This window comes from Bradyrhizobium sp. USDA 3262 (assembly GCF_054060035.1).
Window position 1 is genome coordinate 7410288 of record NZ_JBSSCT010000001.1, and the last position, 21118, is coordinate 7431405.

General features: G+C 65.7%; 19 protein-coding genes. 10 read left to right on the plus strand and 9 right to left on the minus strand.

What is annotated here, in order from left to right:
* The first annotated feature begins 23 nt into the window (after positions 1-23).
* From ACVWYP_RS35085 to ACVWYP_RS35095, 3 genes are all read left to right on the plus strand, one after another.
* Positions 24-638 carry an inner membrane-spanning protein YciB gene (locus tag ACVWYP_RS35085; RefSeq protein WP_304496464.1) on the plus strand — a complete coding sequence of 205 codons (615 nt, stop codon included), beginning with the start codon at positions 24-26 and terminating at the stop codon, positions 636-638.
* Between the two features lie 141 nt (positions 639-779).
* Positions 780-1106: a hypothetical protein gene (locus ACVWYP_RS35090; protein WP_304496465.1), complete on the plus strand. Its 327-nt coding sequence runs from the start codon at positions 780-782 to the stop codon at positions 1104-1106.
* 159 nt (positions 1107-1265) lie between these two features.
* Positions 1266-2828 (plus strand): FecR domain-containing protein, encoded by a 1563-nt coding sequence (locus tag ACVWYP_RS35095; protein WP_439711112.1) that lies wholly within the window; start codon positions 1266-1268, stop codon positions 2826-2828.
* A 92-nt stretch (positions 2829-2920) separates the two neighbouring features.
* Here ACVWYP_RS35095 and ACVWYP_RS35100 read toward each other — a convergent pair whose 3' ends face one another.
* The 3 genes from ACVWYP_RS35100 to ACVWYP_RS35110 form a co-directional block, all read right to left on the minus strand.
* Entirely contained in the window at positions 2921-3748 is an 828-nt protein-coding gene (locus ACVWYP_RS35100; protein ID WP_304496467.1) for a class I SAM-dependent methyltransferase, read from the minus strand.
* A 117-nt stretch (positions 3749-3865) separates the two neighbouring features.
* Positions 3866-4276, minus strand: a complete 411-nt coding sequence (locus ACVWYP_RS35105) for a hypothetical protein (protein ID WP_304496468.1) — start codon at positions 4274-4276, stop codon at positions 3866-3868.
* A 78-nt stretch (positions 4277-4354) separates the two neighbouring features.
* Positions 4355-4660, minus strand: coding sequence for a nickel-binding protein (locus tag ACVWYP_RS35110; RefSeq protein WP_028332582.1), 306 nt, complete (start codon positions 4658-4660; stop codon positions 4355-4357).
* Between the two features lie 163 nt (positions 4661-4823).
* Here ACVWYP_RS35110 and ACVWYP_RS35115 point away from each other — a divergent pair, with 163 nt between their 5' ends.
* On the plus strand, positions 4824-6629 hold the full coding sequence (locus tag ACVWYP_RS35115) for a winged helix-turn-helix domain-containing protein (protein WP_304496469.1): 1806 nt from the start codon (positions 4824-4826) through the stop codon (positions 6627-6629).
* On the opposite strand, the gene ACVWYP_RS35120 is transcribed toward ACVWYP_RS35115, so the two are convergent.
* Together ACVWYP_RS35120 and asd are read right to left on the minus strand one after the other, a co-directional pair.
* A complete protein-coding gene (locus ACVWYP_RS35120) occupies positions 6630-7430 on the minus strand; it encodes an NUDIX hydrolase (protein WP_304496470.1) in 801 nt (266 codons plus the stop codon).
* 121 nt (positions 7431-7551) lie between these two features.
* Positions 7552-8418 carry an archaetidylserine decarboxylase gene (gene asd, locus ACVWYP_RS35125; protein WP_304496471.1) on the minus strand — a complete coding sequence of 289 codons (867 nt, stop codon included), beginning with the start codon at positions 8416-8418 and terminating at the stop codon, positions 7552-7554.
* Positions 8419-8452: 34 nt separating this feature from the next.
* Here asd and ACVWYP_RS35130 point away from each other — a divergent pair, with 34 nt between their 5' ends.
* Complete coding sequence (locus ACVWYP_RS35130; protein WP_304496472.1) at positions 8453-10117, plus strand: aminotransferase class III-fold pyridoxal phosphate-dependent enzyme; 1665 nt, start codon at positions 8453-8455, stop codon at positions 10115-10117.
* 408 nt (positions 10118-10525) lie between these two features.
* On the opposite strand, the gene ACVWYP_RS35135 is transcribed toward ACVWYP_RS35130, so the two are convergent.
* The 3 genes from ACVWYP_RS35135 to ACVWYP_RS35145 all read right to left on the minus strand — a co-directional run bounded on the left by ACVWYP_RS35135 (position 10526) and on the right by ACVWYP_RS35145 (position 13170).
* Positions 10526-11143: a hypothetical protein gene (locus ACVWYP_RS35135; RefSeq protein WP_016841638.1), complete on the minus strand. Its 618-nt coding sequence runs from the start codon at positions 11141-11143 to the stop codon at positions 10526-10528.
* A gap of 248 nt (positions 11144-11391) precedes the next feature.
* Entirely contained in the window at positions 11392-12081 is a 690-nt protein-coding gene (locus tag ACVWYP_RS35140; protein ID WP_038383049.1) for a class I SAM-dependent methyltransferase, read from the minus strand.
* 33 nt (positions 12082-12114) lie between these two features.
* Positions 12115-13170, minus strand: coding sequence for a glycosyltransferase family 4 protein (locus tag ACVWYP_RS35145; protein WP_304496473.1), 1056 nt, complete (start codon positions 13168-13170; stop codon positions 12115-12117).
* 138 nt (positions 13171-13308) lie between these two features.
* On the opposite strand from ACVWYP_RS35145, the gene ACVWYP_RS35150 reads away from it, so the two are divergent.
* A complete protein-coding gene (locus tag ACVWYP_RS35150; protein WP_304496474.1) occupies positions 13309-14691 on the plus strand; it encodes a TAXI family TRAP transporter solute-binding subunit in 1383 nt (460 codons plus the stop codon).
* A 115-nt stretch (positions 14692-14806) separates the two neighbouring features.
* A complete protein-coding gene (locus ACVWYP_RS35155) occupies positions 14807-15589 on the plus strand; it encodes a sulfite exporter TauE/SafE family protein (RefSeq protein ID WP_304496475.1) in 783 nt (260 codons plus the stop codon).
* Between the two features lie 23 nt (positions 15590-15612).
* Here ACVWYP_RS35155 and ACVWYP_RS35160 read toward each other — a convergent pair whose 3' ends face one another.
* Complete coding sequence (locus ACVWYP_RS35160) at positions 15613-16836, minus strand: acyltransferase family protein (protein WP_304496476.1); 1224 nt, start codon at positions 16834-16836, stop codon at positions 15613-15615.
* 250 nt (positions 16837-17086) lie between these two features.
* Between ACVWYP_RS35160 and ACVWYP_RS35165 the strand changes: the two genes are divergently transcribed.
* The 3 genes from ACVWYP_RS35165 to ACVWYP_RS35175 all read left to right on the plus strand — a co-directional run bounded on the left by ACVWYP_RS35165 (position 17087) and on the right by ACVWYP_RS35175 (position 21046).
* Complete coding sequence (locus ACVWYP_RS35165; protein ID WP_283069529.1) at positions 17087-17776, plus strand: L,D-transpeptidase; 690 nt, start codon at positions 17087-17089, stop codon at positions 17774-17776.
* Between the two features lie 190 nt (positions 17777-17966).
* Complete coding sequence (locus tag ACVWYP_RS35170; protein ID WP_304500356.1) at positions 17967-19535, plus strand: DUF4403 family protein; 1569 nt, start codon at positions 17967-17969, stop codon at positions 19533-19535.
* A gap of 296 nt (positions 19536-19831) precedes the next feature.
* Complete coding sequence (locus ACVWYP_RS35175) at positions 19832-21046, plus strand: ABC transporter substrate-binding protein (protein WP_028342234.1); 1215 nt, start codon at positions 19832-19834, stop codon at positions 21044-21046.
* The last annotated feature ends 72 nt before the right edge of the window (positions 21047-21118 follow it).

Genomic DNA, 21118 nt, shown 5'->3' on the forward strand with positions numbered 1-21118 from the left:
ACAAAAGCGGAGCTTAACCAAGGATGAAGCACTTCCTTACCGCGGCAAGACTATTGGCCCTCGATCTCGCCTCGACCCTTGTCTTTCTGGTTCTGTTCCTGCTGACGCACAACACCGCGCTTGCGGTCGGCCTCGGCATCGCATTCGGCGTCGTGCAGATCGGCGTCCAGATGGTGCGCCGCAAGCGGATCGACACCATGGAGTGGCTCAGCCTGTTCCTGGTCGTCGCCGCCGGCACCGCCACGCTGCTGACCCATGACCCGCGCTTCGTGCTGTTCAAGCCGAGCGTGATCTACGCGATCGTCGGCGTCGTGATGCTGAAGCCCGGCTGGCTCAACCGCTACCTGCCCGAGATCGCACAGAAGGTCGTGCCCGATGTCGCCGTCAAGGTCGGCTATGCCTGGGCCGCCCTGATGTTCGCCTCCGCCGCGGTGAACGCCATCGTCGCGCTGACCTGCGAGATCACGACATGGGCCGTCGTGATGCCGATCTTCGGCATCGTGAGCAAGATCGTGGTGTTCCTCGGCGGCTTTGCCGCGCTCCGCCTCACCGCAAGGCGCCGCATCCGCGCCATGCCGGAGGCCCAGCGCGAGGCCGTGCTCGCGCTCGAAGGGGCACCGGCGCCCGCGGCGCCGTAACCCCCGATCGGGATGCGGTTGACGAAACAAACGGCCCGCGCGACGAAACCATTTTGCCCTGGCGACGAAGAATTGCCGAAACCAAGCCTGCCTAGTGATGGCCTCGACAACGCGCTGCTTCGGCGCGATCACAAGGGGGACATGATGGCTTTCACCGCTTCCGCACTTCGTCACGGCAAACTGCTGGCGGCGACCGCGTTCACGCTCGGTCTGCTGAGCTCGGCGTCCTATGCCTACACCGACGAGCAGCAGCAGATGTGCACCAGCGACGCCATGCGGCTGTGCAGCTCGGAAATTCCCGATGTCGATCGCGTCACCGCCTGCATGATCCGCCAGCGCGCGCTGCTCAGCGACGGCTGCAAGGCGGTGTTCCACTACGTGCCGCCGGCGGCTGCGCAACCCGCGAGCTACGCGCCCGCGACCAAGCCGGCGAAACCGCTCAATATCACTCCTCACAAGCGCGGCTAAACAAAACCCCAACAGCGACCAGGCACCGCGCTTCCGGCAACGGAGCGCGGTGCTTGATCGTTTCGGTTCGTCATGACAACAAGGCGGGACCGTTCATCCGGCATTCAGCCTGACGCGGCTCAATTGCCGTGCCCACTGCCTCCCCGGGAATCGATGGTGATGCGCCGCAGCTTTCTCTTTGCGCTTCTGCTTGGCGCCGGCGTCACGATCGGTTGGCAACCAACGGCCAATGCCGCGCCGGACCTGCCGCAGCTCGCACAGGCGCAGCCTGCACAGGCGCCCGCCCCGGCGCCGAGTCCGACGCCAGCTACGCCTGCTCCTGCAACACCCGCGCCTGCAACGCCGGCGCCGGCCGCGAATGCGCAGCCCGCGGCGCCGGAGCCAATCGGCAACGTGGCAACACTGACAGGAGCCGCGACCGTCACGCGCAACAACACGGCGACGCCGCTGCAGATCCGCGACGACATCTTTGCCAATGACGAGGTCGCGACATCAGCGACCTCCTCGCTCGGCATCACCTTCAACGACGGCACCACCTTCAACCTGCGCGCCAATGCCAGGATCACGATCGACAATTATGTCTATGAGGACGGCGGCCAGCAGAACAGTGCGCTGTTCAACGTTACCAAGGGAACGGCGGCCTTCGTCGCCGCCGCGGTCGCCAAGACCGGCGACATGAAGATCTCGACCCCGACCGCGACGCTCGGCATCCGCGGCACCACCGGCCTCGTCGAGGTGCCCGAAGGCGCCACCGCGACCAGCAGGAATGTCGGCATCAAGCTCTATCCCGACGCCGACGGACATGTCGGCCGCATCGAGGTCAACGACCACAGCGGCGCTTCGCTCGGCGTGCTGACGCGCGGCGCGAGCGGCTTTGCGATTCGTCCGGGCACCGGCGGCGCCCGCTTCGCCGCGGTGCCGCTGACGATCTCGCCGCAACAGATCACACGCGACCAGGGCTTTGTGCGCCAGGTCCATAGCGCGCAGACGCTCGGCCGTCAGGTCGTGACCGAGCAGCGCGACTTCCGCCGCGCCAATCCCGATTTCCGCAGGGCCAATCCGGCCGCGCCCTATCCGAACCGCGGCCAGCCGGTGCAGCCGAACCCGCAGCGGCAGAACGGCCTGCCGGGCCAGAACCGCAACGCCCCGCAGCAGCCGGGTCAGCAGAACCGTCCGGGCCAGATGCAGCAGCCCGGTCAGCCGAACCGTCCCGGCCAGCAACCGGGCACGCCTGGCCGGCAAGGCTCGCAGCAGCCCGGCACGCAGCAGCAACGCGGCGCACAGCATGCGCTGCCCGGCCAACCCGGCGGCGCGACGCTGCCGCACGCGCCCGGCGTCCAAACGCCAGCCGGACAACAGCCAACGCGCCAAGCCCCCACGCAAGAGCCCGCGCGCCAAGGCGGCGCGACGCAACCCGGCGGACAACAATCGCCGGCACGGCAAGGCGGCCTGCAGCCCGGCCGCACGCAGGCCCCGGGCGGCGTGCGCCAGCCAGGACCACCAGCGGCCCAACCGGGTCCATCGGGCGCGCCGCGCCAAGGCACCGCGCAGCCTGTGCCGCAAGCGCCCGGCCAGACGCGACCCGGCATCCAGCAGGCCGTACCGGGCGTGCGTCCGGGCATGCAACGGCCCGCGGTGCAGGCGCGTCCAGGCTTCCAGCAACGGCGCGCGCCGCCTCCGCCGCGCAGCGCGAAGCCTCCGCCCAGGGACAAGCGTCAGTAACCGAGCGATCGCATCAATGTCGATCAAACGTGCGAATGGCGCCGGCGAGAACGCCGGCGCCACGCGCAGATCGACCAATGGCGAGCGGCAGATCAGCCGCGTCTGGTGATCACAGCCTCCAGATATTCGCCCGGGATCACCAGCGTGCCGTCCCTGGCGATATTGAACTGGTCCATCAGGCCGAACATGTCGGCAGCGAGCAATTGCTGCTTGACCGGATCGATCGCCCCGAATGCCTTCAGCACCGGACCGTAATAGGTGCGGAAGATCTCGAGGAAATGCTCGCGCGACCTGTAACGGAAATTGAAGTGCCTGCGCTTGGCATCGAGCGTCGCCTGCGCGCCGAACAAGGCGCCAAGATGCGCCTCGGTGCCCCACAGCGCGGGAGATTTGACGCCCGGCGCCGGCGGCACATATTTGCCGATGGTCTTGAATACCTGGCCGATGAACCCTTCCGGCGTCCAGCTCGCAAGTCCGATCTTGCCGCCGATGCGGCAGACGCGGCGCAATTCGTTCGCGGCCTGCTGTTGATCGGCGGTGAACATGACACCGAAGGTCGACAGCACGACGTCGAAGCTGACGTCGGCAAACGGCAGCTTCTCCGCGTCTGCTTCCTGGAACGTGACGGGCAGACGCTCCGCGGCCGCCCGCTCGCGGCCGCGCTCGAGCAACGCCGCGACGTAGTCGGTCGAGACCACGTCGGCAAAGCGCCGTGCCGCGGCCAGCGTCGCATTGCCGTTGCCGGCGGCGACGTCGAGCACCATTTGATTGCTGCGCAGGTCGACCGCCTCGCAGAGCATCTCGCCGACGATCTGGAGCGTGGTGCCGACGATCGCGTAGTCGCCCGAACTCCAGGTGGCTTGCTGGCGCGCCTTGACGGCGGCGAGATCGACAGTCGGCATTTCGGTCTGAACGTTCATGTGCATCTCCTTTGAAAATGTGATGCGGCTCGTGGCGAGGCCGCCGGCCTCGCCGAGAGTCCGCGAGTTGCGCCAAAAAGGCGTCGAGCAGTGCAATGACTTCAAATGTGCTGCGCGCTACGTGCGGCGGTCGAGCAGAACCGGGATGGTCGATGCGGCAACTATGCTCCAATCCGAGCGATGCCTGCAGCCGTGGCTGCTACGCTGAGTCGAAGCAGCCTGCTGCGCCGGAGCTGCACGATGCTCCCGAACGACAGGCTCCTCCGCTCTGGTGAACACGGGCGAGGACAAACCCGCGATCACCAGCCCGAGCAGTACGCTTCGCACGACCGGCCCCGAGCAGCGGCTGCCGGCGCCCTTCGGCTGACGGCCGCCGGCCTCGCGCGGCATCAGGCGACTGGCCTGCCGCTCGCGATGTGCGAGCATGCCTGCGACCGATTGATTGACGATCCGGCGGATACGCAAAAGCAGGAAGGAAAAATGCCTTCGTACCGGACTTGAAATGGATTCCATGTATGAAATCGACATAATCGTTTCCTTGATCGAAGTGTGATGGCGCTCCGGATCAGGTTTGGTCGGGATACGCCATGCGACGCCGCGCAGGCGTCATTCGGCTGCAATGGGCGGTTGGACCGGATCACCACGCACCACCACGGTTGCCGCGACCTTGTAGAATTCCTCGCCCGGCATGCCGACGCAGCGCGCATGCTCCCGGATCGAGTCACCGTCACGCGCCTCGTATATGCAGAATGTGCCGATGCGACCATCCGCCTCATGCACCACATAGCTGCGGATCCAGCGCACGCGGTCCGGCATCTGCTCGTCGCCGATCCTGGCGGACGTTGCGCCGGCGAGTTCCAGCTCGCTCATGTTCGCCCAGGCGCTCGGACGGCGAATGACATAGAGTTCCATCGAAATCTCCTCGGTTGCAATTATTGAACGGCAGGCGCTCATGGCGAGCCATGATGAGCTATAGACGCCGTCGATGCCGACTGTCCTTACCGCGGACTGATCATTGCCTGATCTTTGTCTGATCTTTGCCTGAACCTTTTCCGCCGAGCCCCAACTCATACACATGGCATTCTCATTTGGACTGTTCGAGCTTGATGAAGCTGGACGCGTGTTGCTGTGCGCGCGCCAAGAGGTCCCATTGCAGCCGCGTGTGTTCGATCTGCTGATCTATCTGGTTCGACACCGCGAGCGGGTCATCTCCAAGGAAGAACTCCTCGAAGCCGTCTGGCCGGATGTGACGGTCACCGACAACTCGCTGCAGCGGGCGGTGAGTGCGTTGCGCGCCGCGCTCCGCAACGGCGGCATGGACGGCGCGATCCGAAATCTGCCGGGCAAAGGCTATCGCTTCTTCCTCGAGTCCGAGCTTAGACAGCCGGAACGCATCGACCCCAGGCAAGTCGAAGGCACCGTCGGTGCAATCGGTCTCGCCCGACGCGCGGCGGCCGGACAATTGTGGTTGCAGGCAGCGACCCTGTTCGCGAGCGCGGATGAAAGCGGCCAGCTTAACGCTGAAGATTTCCACGATTGGGCGCTTGCCCTGCAGTGCCTCGGCAGGGCCACGGCAGCGATTCCGATTCTGGTTCGCGCGGTCGCCGCACGCAGCCAGGCCGGTGACGCGGCAGGCGCCACGGTCGACGCGATAGCACTCTCGGCTTTGCATTTCGAAAGCGGCCAGGCCGCGATCGGAAAGGGCTGGCTCGCGCGGGCGGAGGATTGGGCTTCAACGCTCGACGATCCCCCGACGACGGCCCTGGTGTTATGGATGAAGTCGAAACTGGCTGCTTTCGATGGCGAGCCGGAACAGGCACTCGCATTGGCCGACGCTGCCTACACCGCCGTCAGATACAAGGATGCGATCAATATCGAAGCGCTGAGCCTGGCCTATCGCGGCTTCTATCGGCTGTGCCTCGGCGACACACACGGAGGACTGGCCGATCAGGACCATGCCGCCGCAGTTGCGCTGTCCAGCAACAATCTGGACCCGATCATGGGCGGCAACCTCTACTGCAACATCCTCTGGGCGGCCCGGATGTTCGGAGATTGGGCACGCGCCGACCAGTGGACGCGGAGCTACCAGAATTTCTGCTCGGGCAGCGGCATGGAGCTGACGGGCTCATGCCAGTTGCACCGCTCCGAGGTGCTCGGCATCCGAGGCTCGCTCGACGAAGCGCTGGCGCGCATTCGGGACGCGCTCGCGCGCCTGACCAGCGATGCGCCCTGGTCGCTGGGCGATGCCAACCGGGTGCTGGGCGATATTCAGGCGGCGATCGGCAATGACGACGCAGCGCTCGAAGCCTATGACAGGGCTTACACGCTGGGCTGGTGCCCGGAACCGGGCCGCGCCATGCTGCTGCTCGCAAGAGGCGAAGCGGAGGCCGCCTATGCAAGCCTCGAGCGGAGCCTGATCGGCAAGACCTGGTGGACGCTGCAGCGGCGCGGAATCCTGCTCGCGCATCTGGCGCTGGTTGCCGCACACACGCATCGGACCGCTCGAGCGAAGGCATTGATCTGCGAACTTTCGGGAAGTCCGGATCGCTGGCCGATGCCCTCGATCCGCGCGCTCACCAACGAAGCGCAGGCGATCCTCGCGCTTTCCCGGCAGGATCATGAAACAGCCATGCGGCATCTCCATCTTGCTCGCCAGCTGTGGTCCAGCATCGAAGGGCGGGTTCAGATCGTGCGGCTGAGGCTTCAGATCTCCAGCCTCCAGCTGGAGCATGGAGACGTTCGCGGCGCCATGGCCGAAGTTCATGCGGCACAGCTTCTGGCGCGTGACCTGGGCTCGCCCAAGCGTCTTGCCGAGTGTCTTGCCTTGCAGCGCGACATTGAGGCCTGGCAGCCAACGGCACGACGTCAGATGTGCGGATGATCACGCCGCGCGACGCAGCCAGTCGCGCACGCGTTCGATCAGATTCTTGCGCGGCGCGGGCTGAGGTGCCGCGCCGGCCGGCACGACCTTGTGCACCAATGGCGGCGCTTGGTCAGGGATCACCGTCTCGGCGCCCCGCTCGGTCTCGGCAGCTGCATCGGGTGCGGCCACCGGAACGTCTTGCGGCGCCATGGCCGGCGGATCGGGTTCGCTTTGCGCCAGCGGCGGCTGATCGATGGCCGGCGTCTCCGCCGGGGCAGCCGCATCGGCAACATCAGGCGCACCGGCGACCTCCTGCTCGTCGATGGCCTGTGGCACTGCGGTTTCGCGACTCCGCCGGCGCTCTGCGGCCACGGCCCTTGTCCGCGCGCGCCGCTCGCGCTCGGCGAGCGCCGCGGCCTGCAAAGCGATCGGTCCGACATTTTCCAGGAACGCGCGCTCATAGCCGCGCGACAGACGCTCGAGCGCCGCATCGAGCGGCAGCCAATCCACCTCGCGGATGTCGCTCATCAGCGCCCGCATCGGCTTGCCGCCGGCATCCATGCGCCAGTAGTGCACCACCTTGGAACGGCCGCCTGAATCATAGACCAGCGTGCCGAGGAATTCGTGCACGTCGACGTCGTGACCGGTTTCCTCAAGCACCTCGCGCTCGGCGGCGGCGCGCGGCGTCTCGCCGTCGTCGAGCTTGCCTTTCGGCAACACCCACTCATTGCGCTTGCGCAGGCGCACGACGGCAAAGCGCGGCGGTGTCTCCCGCCGCAGCACAATGCCTCCCGCCGCCAGAACAGGCGTCCGCGCCATCTCGTGTCCATCAGGTTTGCGATTTAGGATCGTCGCACGACGATCCCGACTATTCTAAGCATGATCTCGAAAAGTGGAAGCCGGTTTTCATGCTCAAACGATGAGCGCGATGGAAACAAGGCTACAATGGCTTGCGCAGCAGCGGCTCGCCGCATTTGATCCGCGTTCCCTCCGCGACATTTTCAGAGAATTCGAAATTGCCGGGCGCCAGCACGATAATCGTCGAGCCGTGCTCGAACCAGCCGAGCTCATCGCCCTTCTTCACATGCGCGTCACAGGGAAAATCCACCGGGCCCCGCGACTGCGCGTTCAGCGTGATATCGAGGAAATGCAGGCGGAGGCTCGCCACCAGGATCGCGGCGACCGGAACCAGCGTCAGTGCTTCGCCGGTTGGAAGCTTGGCGCGCAGCACCGCGCGCTCGTTCTTGCAGAACAGCCGCTCGATCCGCTTCAGCGCGATCGGATTGACGTTCCAGACGTCGCCATGAATGAACGTCACCTTGTCGATGGCAAGATCATAGGGCGCGTGGAAACGGTGATACATGCTCGAGGTCAGCCGCAGCGTGACGAAGCGGCCGTTCCGGTGCTGCTCCACCAGCGCCGGATCGCCGACCAGATCGAGCAGCGAATAAGGCGCGCCCTTGACCTGGAACAATTGCCCGTCCTCGATCCGCCCATGCGCGCCGATGATCGCATCCGACGGGCTCGCGATGATAGCAGGATCGGCTGCGGCCGGACGCAGGCCGGGCTTGAGCTCGCGGGTGAAGCAATCATGCAGGCTCCTGAACTCGGTCTTTTTCGCCTCCGACAGATCGAGGTCGGAGAACAGCTTCCAGCAGGCGATCGAGGCGTCGCGCACCAGGGGGTTCTCGACCTTGGAGAACCAGCCCATGAAGCGGGTCAGCGCGGCGCGCGGAATCCGGTTGGTTAGCAGGAAATTGAGGTCTTCCTGCTGGGTGAATGCCGAGATCAGGCCCTTGACTGTCATGAATCTGTTAGGTGCTGAGGCTAGCGCTTCTGTCATGGAAACATCCCTTCCGATTCTCTCGCTGTCCGCCGCCGCGCTTGCCGGCGCCGCCGCAGCTTTCCCCAAAATTCAGGCCCGCATCGCGCTGTCGCGCGCCAAGCACCGCTCGCTGACCGGACATTCCAAGATGTCCAAGATGGTCGCGCGCATGGTCCCGCACTACGAATTCGACATCGACGACTTCTTCCGCTCCGACGGCGCGCCGAAGGACGTCGCGATGCAGCGCCAGGACGGCTTCTTCCGCCTCGCCGGCCTCTACGGGGATCGCTACCCCAAGGGCCGCACGCTGACCGCCGAGGTGACGGAGCGCATCTCCGACCTGCAGTTCACCGAAACCTACCGCGTGCCGTTCCAGTACAGCCGCCTGGTGCGCGAACATCTCGGCACCTCGGCGTTCGTCGAGGCCTCCAGCGGCGTCACTGTCACCGACGTCGACGGCAATGTGTTCTACGACCTGACCGGCTCCTACGGCGTCAACATCTTCGGCAACGACTTCTACAAGGAGTGCATCGCCGAGGGTGAGAAGCGCGCGCACGCGCTCGGCCCCGTGCTCGGCCCCTATCACCCGGTCATCGCCGACAACGTCAAGCGGCTCTGCGAGCTGTCCGGCCTCGATGAGGTCTCGTTCCACATGTCCGGCACCGAGGCCGTGATGCAGGCGGTGCGGCTCGCGCGCTACCACACCAGGCGGAAGCGCCTCGTGCGCTTCGCCGGCGCCTATCACGGCTGGTGGGGCGACGTGCAGCCCGGCGTCGGCAACCCGGTGTCGCCGCACGAGACCTTCACGCTCGCCGATATGTCGGAGAAGACGCTGCACGTGCTGCGGACGCGCAACGACATCGCCTGTGTGCTGGTCAACCCGCTGCAGGCGCTGCATCCGAATTCCAACGCGCCCGGCGATTCCGCGCTGGTCGACTCCTCGCGCTCCTCCAAATACGACCGCGCCGCCTACACCGAATGGCTGAAGAAGCTGCGCGAGGTGTGCACCGAACGCGGCATCGTCCTGATCTTCGACGAGGTGTTCGTCGGCTTCCGCCTCGCCGCCGGCGGCGCCCAGGAATATTTCGGCGTCAAGGCCGACATGGCGACCTACGGCAAGAGCCTCGCCGGCGGGCTTCCGGTCGGCGTGGTGTGCGGCCGCAAGGATTTGATGCGGCGCTTCCGCGACGACCGCCCGGCCGACATCTGCTTTGCCCGCGGCACCTTCAACTCGCATCCCTATGTGATGACGGCGATGGACGAGTTCCTGAGCCGGCTCGCCAGCCCGAACTTCCGCTCGATCTACAACGGGCTGGATGAGACCTGGAACGGCCGTGCCAAGACGCTCAACGACCGGCTCAAAGCCGCGGGCCTTCCGGCTCGCGTCGGCAACATCTCGTCGATCTGGACCGTCTATTACACCGAGCCGTCCCGCTACAACTGGATGCTGCAATACTATCTGCGGGCCGAGGGACTGGCGCTGAGCTGGGTCGGCACCGGCCGCCTGATCTTCACCCTCAACTACACCGACGCCGACTTCGCCGAGGTCAGCGACCGCTTCGTCGCGGCAGCCGAGAAGATGAAGCGCGACGGCTGGTGGTGGCATAAGCCCGGCCTCACCAACAAGAACATCAAGCGCCAGATCCTGAAGGAGATGGTCGCCGTGAGGTTCGGCCGCTGAGCACACCGTCATTCCGGGGCGATGCACAGCATCGAACCCGGAATCTCGAGATTCCGGGTTCGCTCGCTGGCGCGATCGCCCCGGAATGACGGCGTTTAGGTCGTCACCGTGAAGTTCAGGCGCTGAGGCAACGCGCGGCCCTCCTACTCCCTCGCCCCGCGCTTGCGGGGAGAGGGTTGGGGTGAGGGGCTGCATCCACAAAATCGGTGACAGACGGACTCGCGGTGAGCCCCCCTCACCCGGATTGCATCTATCGATGCAATCCGACCTCTCCCCGCAAGCGGGGCGAGGTGAAGTGCACGCGCGGCCGAAAGCGCTCAACAAGTGAATATCCGCCGTAACCCTAGGAACGTAGATGCCCGGGACAAGCCCGGGCATGACGCAGTTTGAAGACGCTGGGAGCAACGATCAGGCGTGCTTGACGTGCTTCTCGAGACCCGGATCGATCAGTTCGCCCTTCATCAGGAACAGCGGCGCCTTGTGATAGAGCTTCAGGTCGTTGAAGGGGTCGGTGATGATCTTGGTCATCCAGACGAGGCCGGTCTCGACGTCGCGGATGAAGAACAAATGGATGGTGCGGAACAGGAGGCCGCCGACGCCGACCACGAGCCAGATCTTGGCCACCTGGCGGGTGAAGTCGCCCATCGTGACCCAGGGCTTGAACAGGCCGAACAGCGTCGGATCGAAGTACAGCACCATCGGCGACAGCGCCCAGATCGCCATCAGCACGACCTTGCGCTGCAGATTGTAGCCGACCTTGATGTCTTCCTTGTGCTCGTGGGTCGCCTGGTTGACGTGGTCATAGCCCTTCGGCTCGAAGAAGAAGTGACCGGCCTGACGCGACGTCATCGAGACCAGCCAGCCGACCAGCGCCGACACGACCGGATCGAAGAACAGCATCACATAGGCGAACAGGAAGCTCAGCGCGCTGACGAAGTGCAGGCTCTGGTTGATCCGGCTGTGATGGTAGAAGCGATGGTCATCCCAGCGCTGGGTACGCAGCTCTTGCAGGAAATTCTTGATCATTGGTTCCCCCAACATCGTTCGGAACAGGATTTACAGGGATTCGATGTATCGCGTGTGACATCATCATAATGACATATGACAATGCGGAGCGACGCCTTGACGCAACTTCAACCTCTCCCCTCATCCTGAGGAGCTTGCGCAGCAAGCGTCTCGAAGGATGAGGCCGAGGATCGACACCGTGGCCTCATGGTTCAAGACGGCGCAGTGCGCCTCCTCACCATGAGGATCAAGGGCGACTACGCCGCCTCTCAGGCGGCTTTGGCGACATCCGCCTTGCGGAATCGGACCAGCGAGAAGTGGCCGAGCGGCGGAATCAGGCGGCGCTCCGCAAGCTCCATGCCGCGCGCGCCCGCGAGCCATTTGGTGTAGCGCGACCAGGCGAATTCGGCGGTCCGGAACCCGAGCGGGCGCACCACCGGCTGCAGCTTCTGCTCGATGAAGCGGCGGACGCCGGCATCGGCGCTGACGCGGGTCAGGATGATCAGTTCGCCGCCCGGACGCACCACGCGGGCGAACTCGTCGAGCGCGGCTTCCGGGTTCGGCACCGCCGACAGCACATATTGCGCCATCACCACATCGAACGAATTGTCGGGGAATTCGAGCTTCTCGGCGTCCATCACCGCGAGGCCCTCGACATTCTTCAGGCCCTGCTCCGCAACCCGCTTCTTGGCCTTCTCCAGCATCGCTTCCGAGATGTCGGTGCCGAAGATGCGGACGTTCTGGCTGTAGAGCGGCAGCGAGATGCCGGTGCCGACGCCGACCTCGAGCACCCGGCCGCCGATCTTGTTGGTGGCCTGGATCGCGGCCTGCCGGCCCTTGCTGAACACACCGCCAAACACGAGGTCGTAGATCGGCGCCCAGCGGTCATAGGCCTGCTCGACCGTCTCGCGGTCGAAGTCCATGGAACGGTCGGCACCCAGCTTGATGATTTCAGCCATAGATCGTCTCTCGTCTCTCGTTCGATTGAGCTGTTAATTCGGAACCGCACTGCGGCCGGCAACGCGGCGGGCGGGCCGCGGCGCGCGGCTCGGCTGCAGCGTGGCCAGATTGCCGATGAACTGACGTGCACTGTTTTCCCAGGAACGCTCCAGCGCAAAATTGCGGCAGTCGGCGCGCGACATCGTCAGCGCGCGCAGGCAGGCGCTGCGCAGGTCGTTGTCGATCGCGCCGATCGGATGGTTGGCGATCACGTCCTTCGGGCCGGTGACCGGGAATGCCGCGACCGGCGTGCCGCAGGCCAGCGCCTCGAGCTGCACGACGCCGAAGGTGTCGGTCAGACTCGGGAACACGAAGACGTCGGCGGCGGCGAGGTGCGAGGTCAAATCCTGCCCCTTCTTCTCGCCGAGGAAAATCGCGTCGGGATATTTCTGTTCCAATGCCGCCCTTTGCGGGCCGTCGCCGACCACGACCTTGGAGCCCGGCAGGTCCAGCGACAGGAAGGCGTCGAGGTTCTTCTCCACCGCGACGCGGCCCATGGTCATGAAGATCGGCCGCGGCAGATCGAGCATCGCCGGCTGGTCCGGATTGAAGATCCTGGTGTCGACGCCGCGGGTCCAGAAGCCGAGCCTGCGGAAGCCACGCTCGGCGAGCTCGGTGCGCAGCGAGTCGGTTGCGACCATCGTCATCGACCCGGCGGCATGGAAGTGGCGCAGCACGGCATAGCCGACGCTGTCGGGAATGCCGGTACGCACCGAAACATATTCCGGGAAGCGCGTTGTATAGGATGTGGTGAAGGCGAGCTTGTTGCGCTGGCAATAACCGCGCACCGCCCAGCCGATCGGCCCTTCGGTCGCGATGTGGATCGCCTCCGGCGCAGCCTCCTCGATCCGGCGCGCGATCTCGCGGCGGTTCGGCAGCGCCACGCGCAGGCCCGGATAGGTCGGCACGCCGACCGAACGGAAACCGTCGGGAGTGAGGAATTCGATCTCGGCGCCGAGCCCGGCTGCGCTGCGCGCAAGCGACGTCAGCGTCCGGACCACGCCGTTGACTTGCGGATGCCAGGCATCGGTCGCAACGAGTATGCGCATTGCAGGAGATCCAAATCGTTAATCTTGATTCTGCTCGCACGACGTTCTGACATGGATGTTTCAAACGTATGACGTCATCGAAATGTTAGGTAGTTTTTCCCGGCAAACGGCCGGTTTTTCGTGTAACGTGACAGCCAGATGTCAGAGCAGAGTGAAAATCCCGGCGCCAAGCGCCGCAGGCTCAGGCGACGAAACTCGTCGCTGCTGATCCTTGCGGCCGGCATGCTTGTGTTCGGCCTCGCCGCCGGCGCGCTGTATTACGCGCTGCGTCCGGTGACGCTCGCGATCGCGGTCGGCCCGACCGGCAGCGAGGACGTCAAGCTGATCCAGGGTTTCGCCCAGGCCTTTACGCACGACGGCAGTTCGGTGCGGCTGAAGCCGGTCACGACGCAGGGCTCCGCCGAGAGCATCGCGCTGTTCACGGCGAACAAGGTCGACCTCGCGGTGGTGCGCGGCGACCTCGATCTGCCCGCGAGCGCCGAGTCGGTTGCGATCCTGCGCAAGAATGTCGTCGTGCTGTGGGCGCCCTCGGGCGCCAAGGGCAAGCGGCGGTCCGCGAAGATCAAGAGCATCGACGACCTCGCCGGCCACAAGGTCGGTGTGGTCGGCAGCACCCAGGCCAACGTCACGCTGCTGCGCGTGATCCTGACCGAGTCCGGCGTCAACCCCGACAAGGTCGCGGTCAGCCAGTTCGCCGTCAACAAGATCGCCGACCTCGCGCGCGACCCCTCGCTCGATGCCTACATGACCGTCGGCCCGCTCGACAGCAAGATAACGGCGGAAGCGATTACGGCGACGGCGGCCGCGCGCGGCGAGCCGGTCTTCCTCCCGATCGACGTCTCGGAAGCGATCGCGCAGAAGCATCCGCGCTATGAGTCCGAGGAGATCGCCGGCAGCATCTTCTCCTCGTCGCCGGCGCGGCCCGAGGACAAGGTCGAGACCGTCAGCGTCAATCACCTCATCATCGCGCAACATGCGCTGAGCGAGGCGACTGTCGGCGCGCTCGACCGGCAGCTGTTCACGCTGCGCCTCCAGGTCGCGCGCGATCTGCCGGCGGCGGCAAAGATCGAGAAACCGGACACCGACAAGGACGCCGCGCTGCCGGCGCATCAGGGCGCCGCCGCCTATATCGACGGCACCGAGCGCACCTTCCTCGAAAAATACTCCGACTACATCTGGGGCGGCATCCTGCTGCTCTCCGGCCTCGGCTCGGCCGGCGCCTGGCTGCGCCACTACGTGAAGCGCGACGAGCGCGAGCACTACATCACCCATCGCGACAATCTGCTGACCCTGATCTCGCAGGTGCGCGGCGCCGAGACGCCGGAGCAGCTCGCGGCCATGCAGGGCGATGCGGATGCCCTGTTGCGCGAGGCGCTCGACTGCTACGACGACGGCGCAATCGAGGAAGGCGACCTCTCGGTGATCGGGCTGACGCTCGAGCAATTCCACCATGCCGTCTCCGACCGCCGCGCCGTGATCAACGGCGACAAGCCGGGCCTGCCGCGGATGCGCGCCGGCTAGGCCGCGTGCACGCCGAATTGCACCGAGAGCAATGTGCACCGAGAGCAATGTTTGGATTGCGCGTGCAGGCGCGCGTGGCCATGTTGAGTACCACCACAACGCTTCGCACGACACCATGATCACGTCCATCGTCGCTGACCTGCCCGGGCCTTTCGTGCTCGCGGTTGCCTTCGCCGGCGTCTTCCTGATCGCCTTCATGAAGGGCGCGTTCGGCGGCGGCTTTGCCATCGTCGGCATCCCGCTGCTGTCGCTGGCGATGGACCCGATCGCGGCGGGCGCGCTGCTGGCGCCGTTGTTCGTCGTCATGGACGTCACCGCGCTGCGGTTCTGGCGCCCGAGCACATGGTCGCGCATCGACCTCGCGATGCTGCTGCCGGCGCTCGTCGTCGGCATCGGCATCGGCTACTTCGTGCTGCGCGATCTCGACCGGCATGCCGTCGAGATCGTGATGGGCGTGGTGACGCTGGTGTTCGCCGCGCTGTGGTTTCTCGGCGGCGGCGAGATCAAGCCGCGTCCGCGCTCGACGTTCAAGGCGACGTTCGCCGGCCTGTCCTCCGGCGTCACCACGATGGTGGCGCATTCGGGCGGGCCGCCGCTTGCGATCTATCTGCTGCCGCTCGGCCTGCCGAAGGCGCTCTACGCCGGCACCACCAGCCTGTTCTTCACGGTCGGCAACCTCTTGAAGGCCGGCCCGTGGCTCGTGCTCGCCACGCCGTCGCGCAGCCTGTGGATGCTGATGGCGCTTTGCGTACCGGCGGTGCCGGTCGGCGTCTGGGCCGGATGGCGGCTGCACGAACGTCTCGACCAGCGCGCGCTGTACCGCGCCTGCTACGCCATTCTGGTCATCACCGCCGCCAAGCTGCTGTGGGACGGATTGGCCGGATATCTCAGTTCCTGAACCGCGAAAGTGCTGGCTCCTCGTCAGGAGGACTGCCTGCTGCGGACGGCGTTCGCGGCAACGGCAAGCGGTGCAATGTCTGGACGCGTCGCGACCGCGTCGTCCGGCGCAAGGCGCTGGCGCGCCACGAACGAGAAGCGGCTGCGCAGTTTCAGGATCGGCTTCTCGATCCAGTGCCAGGAGAACGCGGCGAACAGCGTGATCAGCAGCAGCGCGATCGCGAACTGAACGATCACGGGCGCGTGCGGCAGCCATACCCGCACCACCTGCTGCACCGGAAATCCGTAGAGATAGATGCCGTAGGAATAGTCGCCGCGCGAGACCAGCGGCAGCCGCGGCAGCTTCGAGACGCCGAGATACGCGGTGATGTAGACCAGCGCCGGGGCGATCAGAAGATTCAGCACCGGCTGGCTCATCCAGTCCGCCGGGCCGAGCAGCGCGGCGCCCGCGCAGAGCGTGCAGCACGCGGCGAGAAGCCATCCGTTGTAGGGAACGCGGTCACGATAGAGATAGATCGCGATGCCGAGCATGAACGCGACCGGCAGCTTCGCGCCGCGTCCGAGGAACGGCGCCGTGCTGAAGATCCTGTCATGCAGCGTGCCGGCGACGCCGGCGGGCAGTTGCGAGGGTTGCGCGGCGTGTCCGGTCAACGCGAGCGCAAGGCCGATGCCGACCAGCAGGAGCGCACCGAGCACGATGAGCGGCGGCTTGCGCAACAGGCCGAACAGGATGAACACCGTCATCAGCGCGTAGCAGCCATATTCGAACGGCACCGTCCACAGCGAGCTGTTGACCTCCGGCGCGGGATTGCCGCTGAACACGCCGGGCAGGACGTAGTTCACGAGGCCGATGATGTTGGTGAAATATTTGTAGGTGCCGAAATTGGTGAAGTAGTCGCGCAGCGGCAGCGCGGTGAAGATCGGCCCGAGGATCAGTGCCGACAGCACGATCTCGACCGCAAGCGCCGGAATGATCCGCATGCCGCGATTGGTGAGAAACTCCTTCAGGGAAAGCCGCAGCCCGCTCGCCGCGATCAGAAACCCGCTCAGCGCGAAGAACATCACGAGGATGGCGTAGTGCGGAAACCAGGCGACCCACGCCTGCTCGCCGTCGCCACTGCCGCTCGCGACATAGGGCACGTGGGCGGCGACGACGGAAATCGCCAGTGCGATACGGAGAAAATCGAACCCCGGGCCGAAGCCCTTGTGCCGATCCAGCATGCTGCCGATCGTGTGCCCCAGCATCATTTCCACTCCATTCCAAAACAATGCGCTGGGACAGCAAGCGCCGTGCCAGGAAGACTGTCTTGCGGCGGCACACCCCCTGCCCGGCAACCCGGCCTTAACCGTGCGACGAAACACGCACGAAACAATTCCCTAACGGCACGAAACCATTTTGGCGATTTCGTGCAAACGTCCTGAAACGCCTCACCTGTACTGGTTTGACCCAACGACGCGCCGGAACTGGCGCGCAGGGCGCAAACAACAGGGGTCGACAATGTTCAATTCCATCAAGCTGAACTCGCGTCTCGCTGCCGCCGCCTTCGGTGCGCTGGCGATTGGCACCGTCTCATTCGCAAATACCGCCGCGGCCGCTCCGCTGCCGATGTTCCCCTTCATCCTGACGCCGCCGACCGAGGCCGTGCAGCCGCCGGTGCAGTCGATGCCGCAGGCGCAGGAGGAAGACCGTTCCGTCGAGTTGCCCGCCCGCCTGCGCCGCCAGGTCGTCGCCTATCCGACGCGCGAGGCGCCCGGCACCATCATCATCGACACCCCGCACACCTATCTCTATCTGGTGCTCGGCAACGGCCAGGCCATGCGCTACGGCATCGGCATCGGCCGCGACGGCTTCACCTGGTCGGGTACCCAGACCATCACCAAGAAGGCGGAGTGGCCGGATTGGACGCCCCCGCCGGAAATGATCGCCCGCCAGCCCTATCTGCCGCGCCACATGGCCGGCGGCCCCGGCAATCCGCTCGGCGCCCGCGCCATGTATCTCGGCGGCACCATCTACCGCATCCACGGCACCAACGCGCCGGAGACGATCGGCACCCGCGTGTCCTCCGGTTGCCTGCGCCTGACCAATGCAGATGTCTCCGACCTCTATTCGCGGGTCAGCGTCGGCACCAAGGTGATCGTGCTGCCGATGACCGACCGCCGCGCCGATCTCGGCTCGGCCGTCCGCTAAGTCCCTCCCCTCCAAGGCGTGCCTTTATAAAGGCGTCCTCGAGGACGGCTCCGGCACTTCGTGCCGGGGCCGTGGCCGCGTTCATCAACCTTAACGCCTTCCGCCCCTGAAGCAGCTTGATCCCGCCACACTGGCGCCCTCGTCGGGGGGCCTGTACAACCCGTCAAGTTGATTTTCATCCGGGGGAATGATGCGTCTACCGATGCATCCAAGGACGATAGCGCTCGGGATCGCGGTGGTGCTGGTCTCGTTCGTGATCAGCCTCAAGGCAATGGACTGGCTCGCGCCGAGCGTCACCGTGCAGAAGCCGAAGCTCGCAGAGCTGCCGCCGCTGCCGCAGGCGCCGCGTTCCTCGACGATCGTGGCGCAGGTCTCGGTCGCGCTGTCGGCGATCCGCGACGCCGCCGAACGCGGCGCGCCGAAGACCTTCGGCGGCAAGGCCGACAACCCGGTCCAGCAAATCCTGCAAAATGCCGACATCGGCTGGACCGCATCGCGCGGGCCGATCGCGGCCACCGGCGCGCAGGACGTGCTGACGCTGACCACACCGATCAACGGCACGCTCAAGGTCACCGGCGCGCTGTCCGCCAAGGCAACCGGCGCGGTCAGCGACGCGCTCGGCAGCCTGCTCGGCGGCAATGTCGCCAAGCAGATCGGCGCCGTGAACATCAAGAACGTCAACGCCAACGCCGAGATCAAGGGCAACGTCACCCTCACCGCGCGGCCGAAGCTCGGCGCGTCCTGGCGGATCGAGCCGAATCTGCAGGCACAGGTCAATCTCGGCGACACCAGCCTGTCGACGGCCGGCATCCGCATCAGCGTGCCGGCCCAGGTCAAGCCTGTCATCGACAAGGCGGTCGCCGACCAGATTTCCGTGGTCGAGGCCCGGTTGCACAACGACCCGGTGTTCCAGAACAACGCCCGCGTGCAATGGGCCAAGGCCTGCCGCTCGATCCCGCTGCAAGGCACCGGCGGCACCACCTCGATGCCGCCGATGTGGCTCGAGCTGCGACCGACCCGCGCGATCGCCGCGCAGCCGAAGGTCGATGCGTCCTCGCTGATCCTGACGATGGGGATCGAGGCCGAAACGCGGATCACGGAGGCGCAGACCACCCCGAACTGCCCATTCCCGGAAAAACTCTCGATCGTGCCGCCGATGGCGAGCCAGGTCGCGATCGGCCTGCCGGTCGACCTGTCCTTCACCACGCTGAGCCAACTGGTCGAGGCGCAGCTCAAGGGCAAGACCTTCCCAGAGGACGGCTCCGGGCCGGTCGACGTGACCGTCAAGAGCGCGAGCATCGCCGCCTCCGGCGACCGGCTTCTGATCTCGCTCCTGGTGCACGCCAAGGAGAAGGCCAGCTGGTTCGGGCTGGGCGCCGAGGCGACCGTGCACATCTGGGGCCGCCCGCGGCTCGACCAGCCGTCGCAGACGCTGCGGCTGACCGACGTCGAGCTGGCGGTGGAATCCGAGGCCGCGTTCGGCCTGCTCGGCGCCGCCGCGCGCGCCGCGATCCCGCACATGCAGCAGACCCTCAACGACCGGCTGGTGGTCGACCTGAAGCCATTCGCGACCAACGCGCAGCGGAAGGTCGCCGCCGCCATCGCCGACCTGCAGAAGAACGAAGAAGGCATCCGCGTCGACGCCGAGGTCAACAGCATCCGGCTGGCCGGCATCGACTTCGATTCCAAGACGTTGCGGGTGATCGTGGAAACCGACGGCACCATCAAGGCCGCCGTCACCGCGTTACCGGCGCTGTAACCGAGTCCTCTCCCTCTCCCTGCTCTTCGCCGGAAGAGACTCGCTCTGAGCGGGTGGGGTGAGGGACCTTCTCCACAGGTGGCGATTGTCCTGAAACCGGTGCCCCCTCACCCGGATTGCCTCGCAATCCGGCCTCTCCCCGCGAGCGGGGGGAGCTAACAAGGCCTCCGCTCGCGCGTTCCATCCGCCCCTGCCCTGCCCATGCTCAAAAAGTCGTCTTTGCGACAGCTTGTCGCAGCGGCTAGAACGCCCCGGTGGAAGCAACCCTCAACGAAAAAGTCAGGGAGAAAAACACGATGAAAACACTCTTGGCCGCAGCGGCGGCCGGCCTCGCGCTCGCGGTCTCCGCGACCGCGGCGAACGCCCAGATCTCCGATGATGTCGTCAAGATCGGCGTGCTCACCGACATGTCGAGCCTCTATGCGGACGCCACCGGCAAGGGCTCGGTCGCCGCCGTCGAGATGGCGGTCGCCGATTACGGCGGCAAGGTGAAAGGCAAGCCGGTGCAGGTGATCGCAGCGGACCACCAGAACAAGCCCGACGTCGGCGTCAACATCGCACGCAACTGGTACGACAACGACAAGGTCGACGCGATCCTCGACGTGCCGACCTCGTCGGTCGCATTGCCGATCTCGGCGCTGACGCGCGAGAAGAACAAGATCCACATCAATTCCGGCGGTGGCTCCTCCGATATCACCGGCACCGCCTGCTCGCCCAACACGGTGCACTGGACCTACGACACCTACGCGCTGTCGAACGTCGCCGGCAAGGCGATGGTCAAGCGCGGCGAGGACACCTGGTTCTTCGTCACCGCCGACTACGCCTTCGGCATGGCGCTGGAGCGCGATGCCGCCAATGTCGTCAAGGAGAGCGGCGGCAAGGTGCTGGGCGACGTGCGTCATCCGCTCAACTCGTCGGACTTCTCGTCCTTCCTGCTGCAGGCGCAGGCCTCCAAGGCCAAGGTCGTGGCGCTGGCGAATGCCGGCGGCGACACCACCAACGCGCTGAAGCAGGCTTCCGAGTTCGGCCTGACCCAGGGCGGCCAGAAGATGATCGCGCTGCTCCAGGAGATCACCGACACCCATTCGCTCGGCATCAAGGCCACCCAGGGCTTGATCGTCACCGACGCCTTCTACTGGGACATGAACGACGAGACCCGCGCCTTCTCGAAGCGCTTCAACGAGAAGGTCGGCCACATGCCGACCATGATCCAGGCCGGCCTCTACTCGGCGACCATGCATTACCTGAAGGCGATCGAGGCCATCGGCACCGACGAGGCGCCGAAGGTGATGGCCCAGATGCGCGCCACACCGGTCAACGACTTCTTTGCCAAGAACGGCCATATCCGGATCGACGGCCGCATGGTGCACGACATGTATCTGTTCGAGGTCAAGAAGCCCGAGGAATCCAAGGGCGAGTGGGACCTCTACAAGCTGATCGCCACCGTGCCCGGCGACGAGGCGTTCCGCCCGCTCGACAAGGGCGGCTGTCCGCTGGTGAAGTCGAACTGACGGCTAGTCCACACCGGATCGCGTCGAGCGATGCGATCCGGCTTCTCCGCGCAAGCCGGGCGGAGCGAAAGT

What these genes read in the sequence shown, in the direction of transcription:
- ACVWYP_RS35085 (WP_304496464.1), top strand. Translation starts at nt 24, where the DNA reads ATGAAGCACTTCCTTACCGCGGCAAGACTATTGGCCCTCGATCTCGCC.
- ACVWYP_RS35090 (WP_304496465.1), top strand. Translation starts at nt 780, where the DNA reads ATGATGGCTTTCACCGCTTCCGCACTTCGTCACGGCAAACTGCTGGCG.
- ACVWYP_RS35095 (WP_439711112.1), top strand. Translation starts at nt 1,266, where the DNA reads ATGCGCCGCAGCTTTCTCTTTGCGCTTCTGCTTGGCGCCGGCGTCACG.
- ACVWYP_RS35100 (WP_304496467.1), bottom strand. Translation starts at nt 3,748, where the DNA reads ATGAACGTTCAGACCGAAATGCCGACTGTCGATCTCGCCGCCGTCAAG.
- ACVWYP_RS35105 (WP_304496468.1), bottom strand. Translation starts at nt 4,276, where the DNA reads ATGTCGATTTCATACATGGAATCCATTTCAAGTCCGGTACGAAGGCAT.
- ACVWYP_RS35110 (WP_028332582.1), bottom strand. Translation starts at nt 4,660, where the DNA reads ATGGAACTCTATGTCATTCGCCGTCCGAGCGCCTGGGCGAACATGAGC.
- ACVWYP_RS35115 (WP_304496469.1), top strand. Translation starts at nt 4,824, where the DNA reads ATGGCATTCTCATTTGGACTGTTCGAGCTTGATGAAGCTGGACGCGTG.
- ACVWYP_RS35120 (WP_304496470.1), bottom strand. Translation starts at nt 7,430, where the DNA reads ATGGCGCGGACGCCTGTTCTGGCGGCGGGAGGCATTGTGCTGCGGCGG.
- asd (WP_304496471.1), bottom strand. Translation starts at nt 8,418, where the DNA reads ATGACAGTCAAGGGCCTGATCTCGGCATTCACCCAGCAGGAAGACCTC.
- ACVWYP_RS35130 (WP_304496472.1), top strand. Translation starts at nt 8,453, where the DNA reads ATGGAAACATCCCTTCCGATTCTCTCGCTGTCCGCCGCCGCGCTTGCC.
- ACVWYP_RS35135 (WP_016841638.1), bottom strand. Translation starts at nt 11,143, where the DNA reads ATGATCAAGAATTTCCTGCAAGAGCTGCGTACCCAGCGCTGGGATGAC.
- ACVWYP_RS35140 (WP_038383049.1), bottom strand. Translation starts at nt 12,081, where the DNA reads ATGGCTGAAATCATCAAGCTGGGTGCCGACCGTTCCATGGACTTCGAC.
- ACVWYP_RS35145 (WP_304496473.1), bottom strand. Translation starts at nt 13,170, where the DNA reads ATGCGCATACTCGTTGCGACCGATGCCTGGCATCCGCAAGTCAACGGC.
- ACVWYP_RS35150 (WP_304496474.1), top strand. Translation starts at nt 13,309, where the DNA reads ATGTCAGAGCAGAGTGAAAATCCCGGCGCCAAGCGCCGCAGGCTCAGG.
- ACVWYP_RS35155 (WP_304496475.1), top strand. Translation starts at nt 14,807, where the DNA reads ATGATCACGTCCATCGTCGCTGACCTGCCCGGGCCTTTCGTGCTCGCG.
- ACVWYP_RS35160 (WP_304496476.1), bottom strand. Translation starts at nt 16,836, where the DNA reads ATGATGCTGGGGCACACGATCGGCAGCATGCTGGATCGGCACAAGGGC.
- ACVWYP_RS35165 (WP_283069529.1), top strand. Translation starts at nt 17,087, where the DNA reads ATGTTCAATTCCATCAAGCTGAACTCGCGTCTCGCTGCCGCCGCCTTC.
- ACVWYP_RS35170 (WP_304500356.1), top strand. Translation starts at nt 17,967, where the DNA reads ATGCGTCTACCGATGCATCCAAGGACGATAGCGCTCGGGATCGCGGTG.
- ACVWYP_RS35175 (WP_028342234.1), top strand. Translation starts at nt 19,832, where the DNA reads ATGAAAACACTCTTGGCCGCAGCGGCGGCCGGCCTCGCGCTCGCGGTC.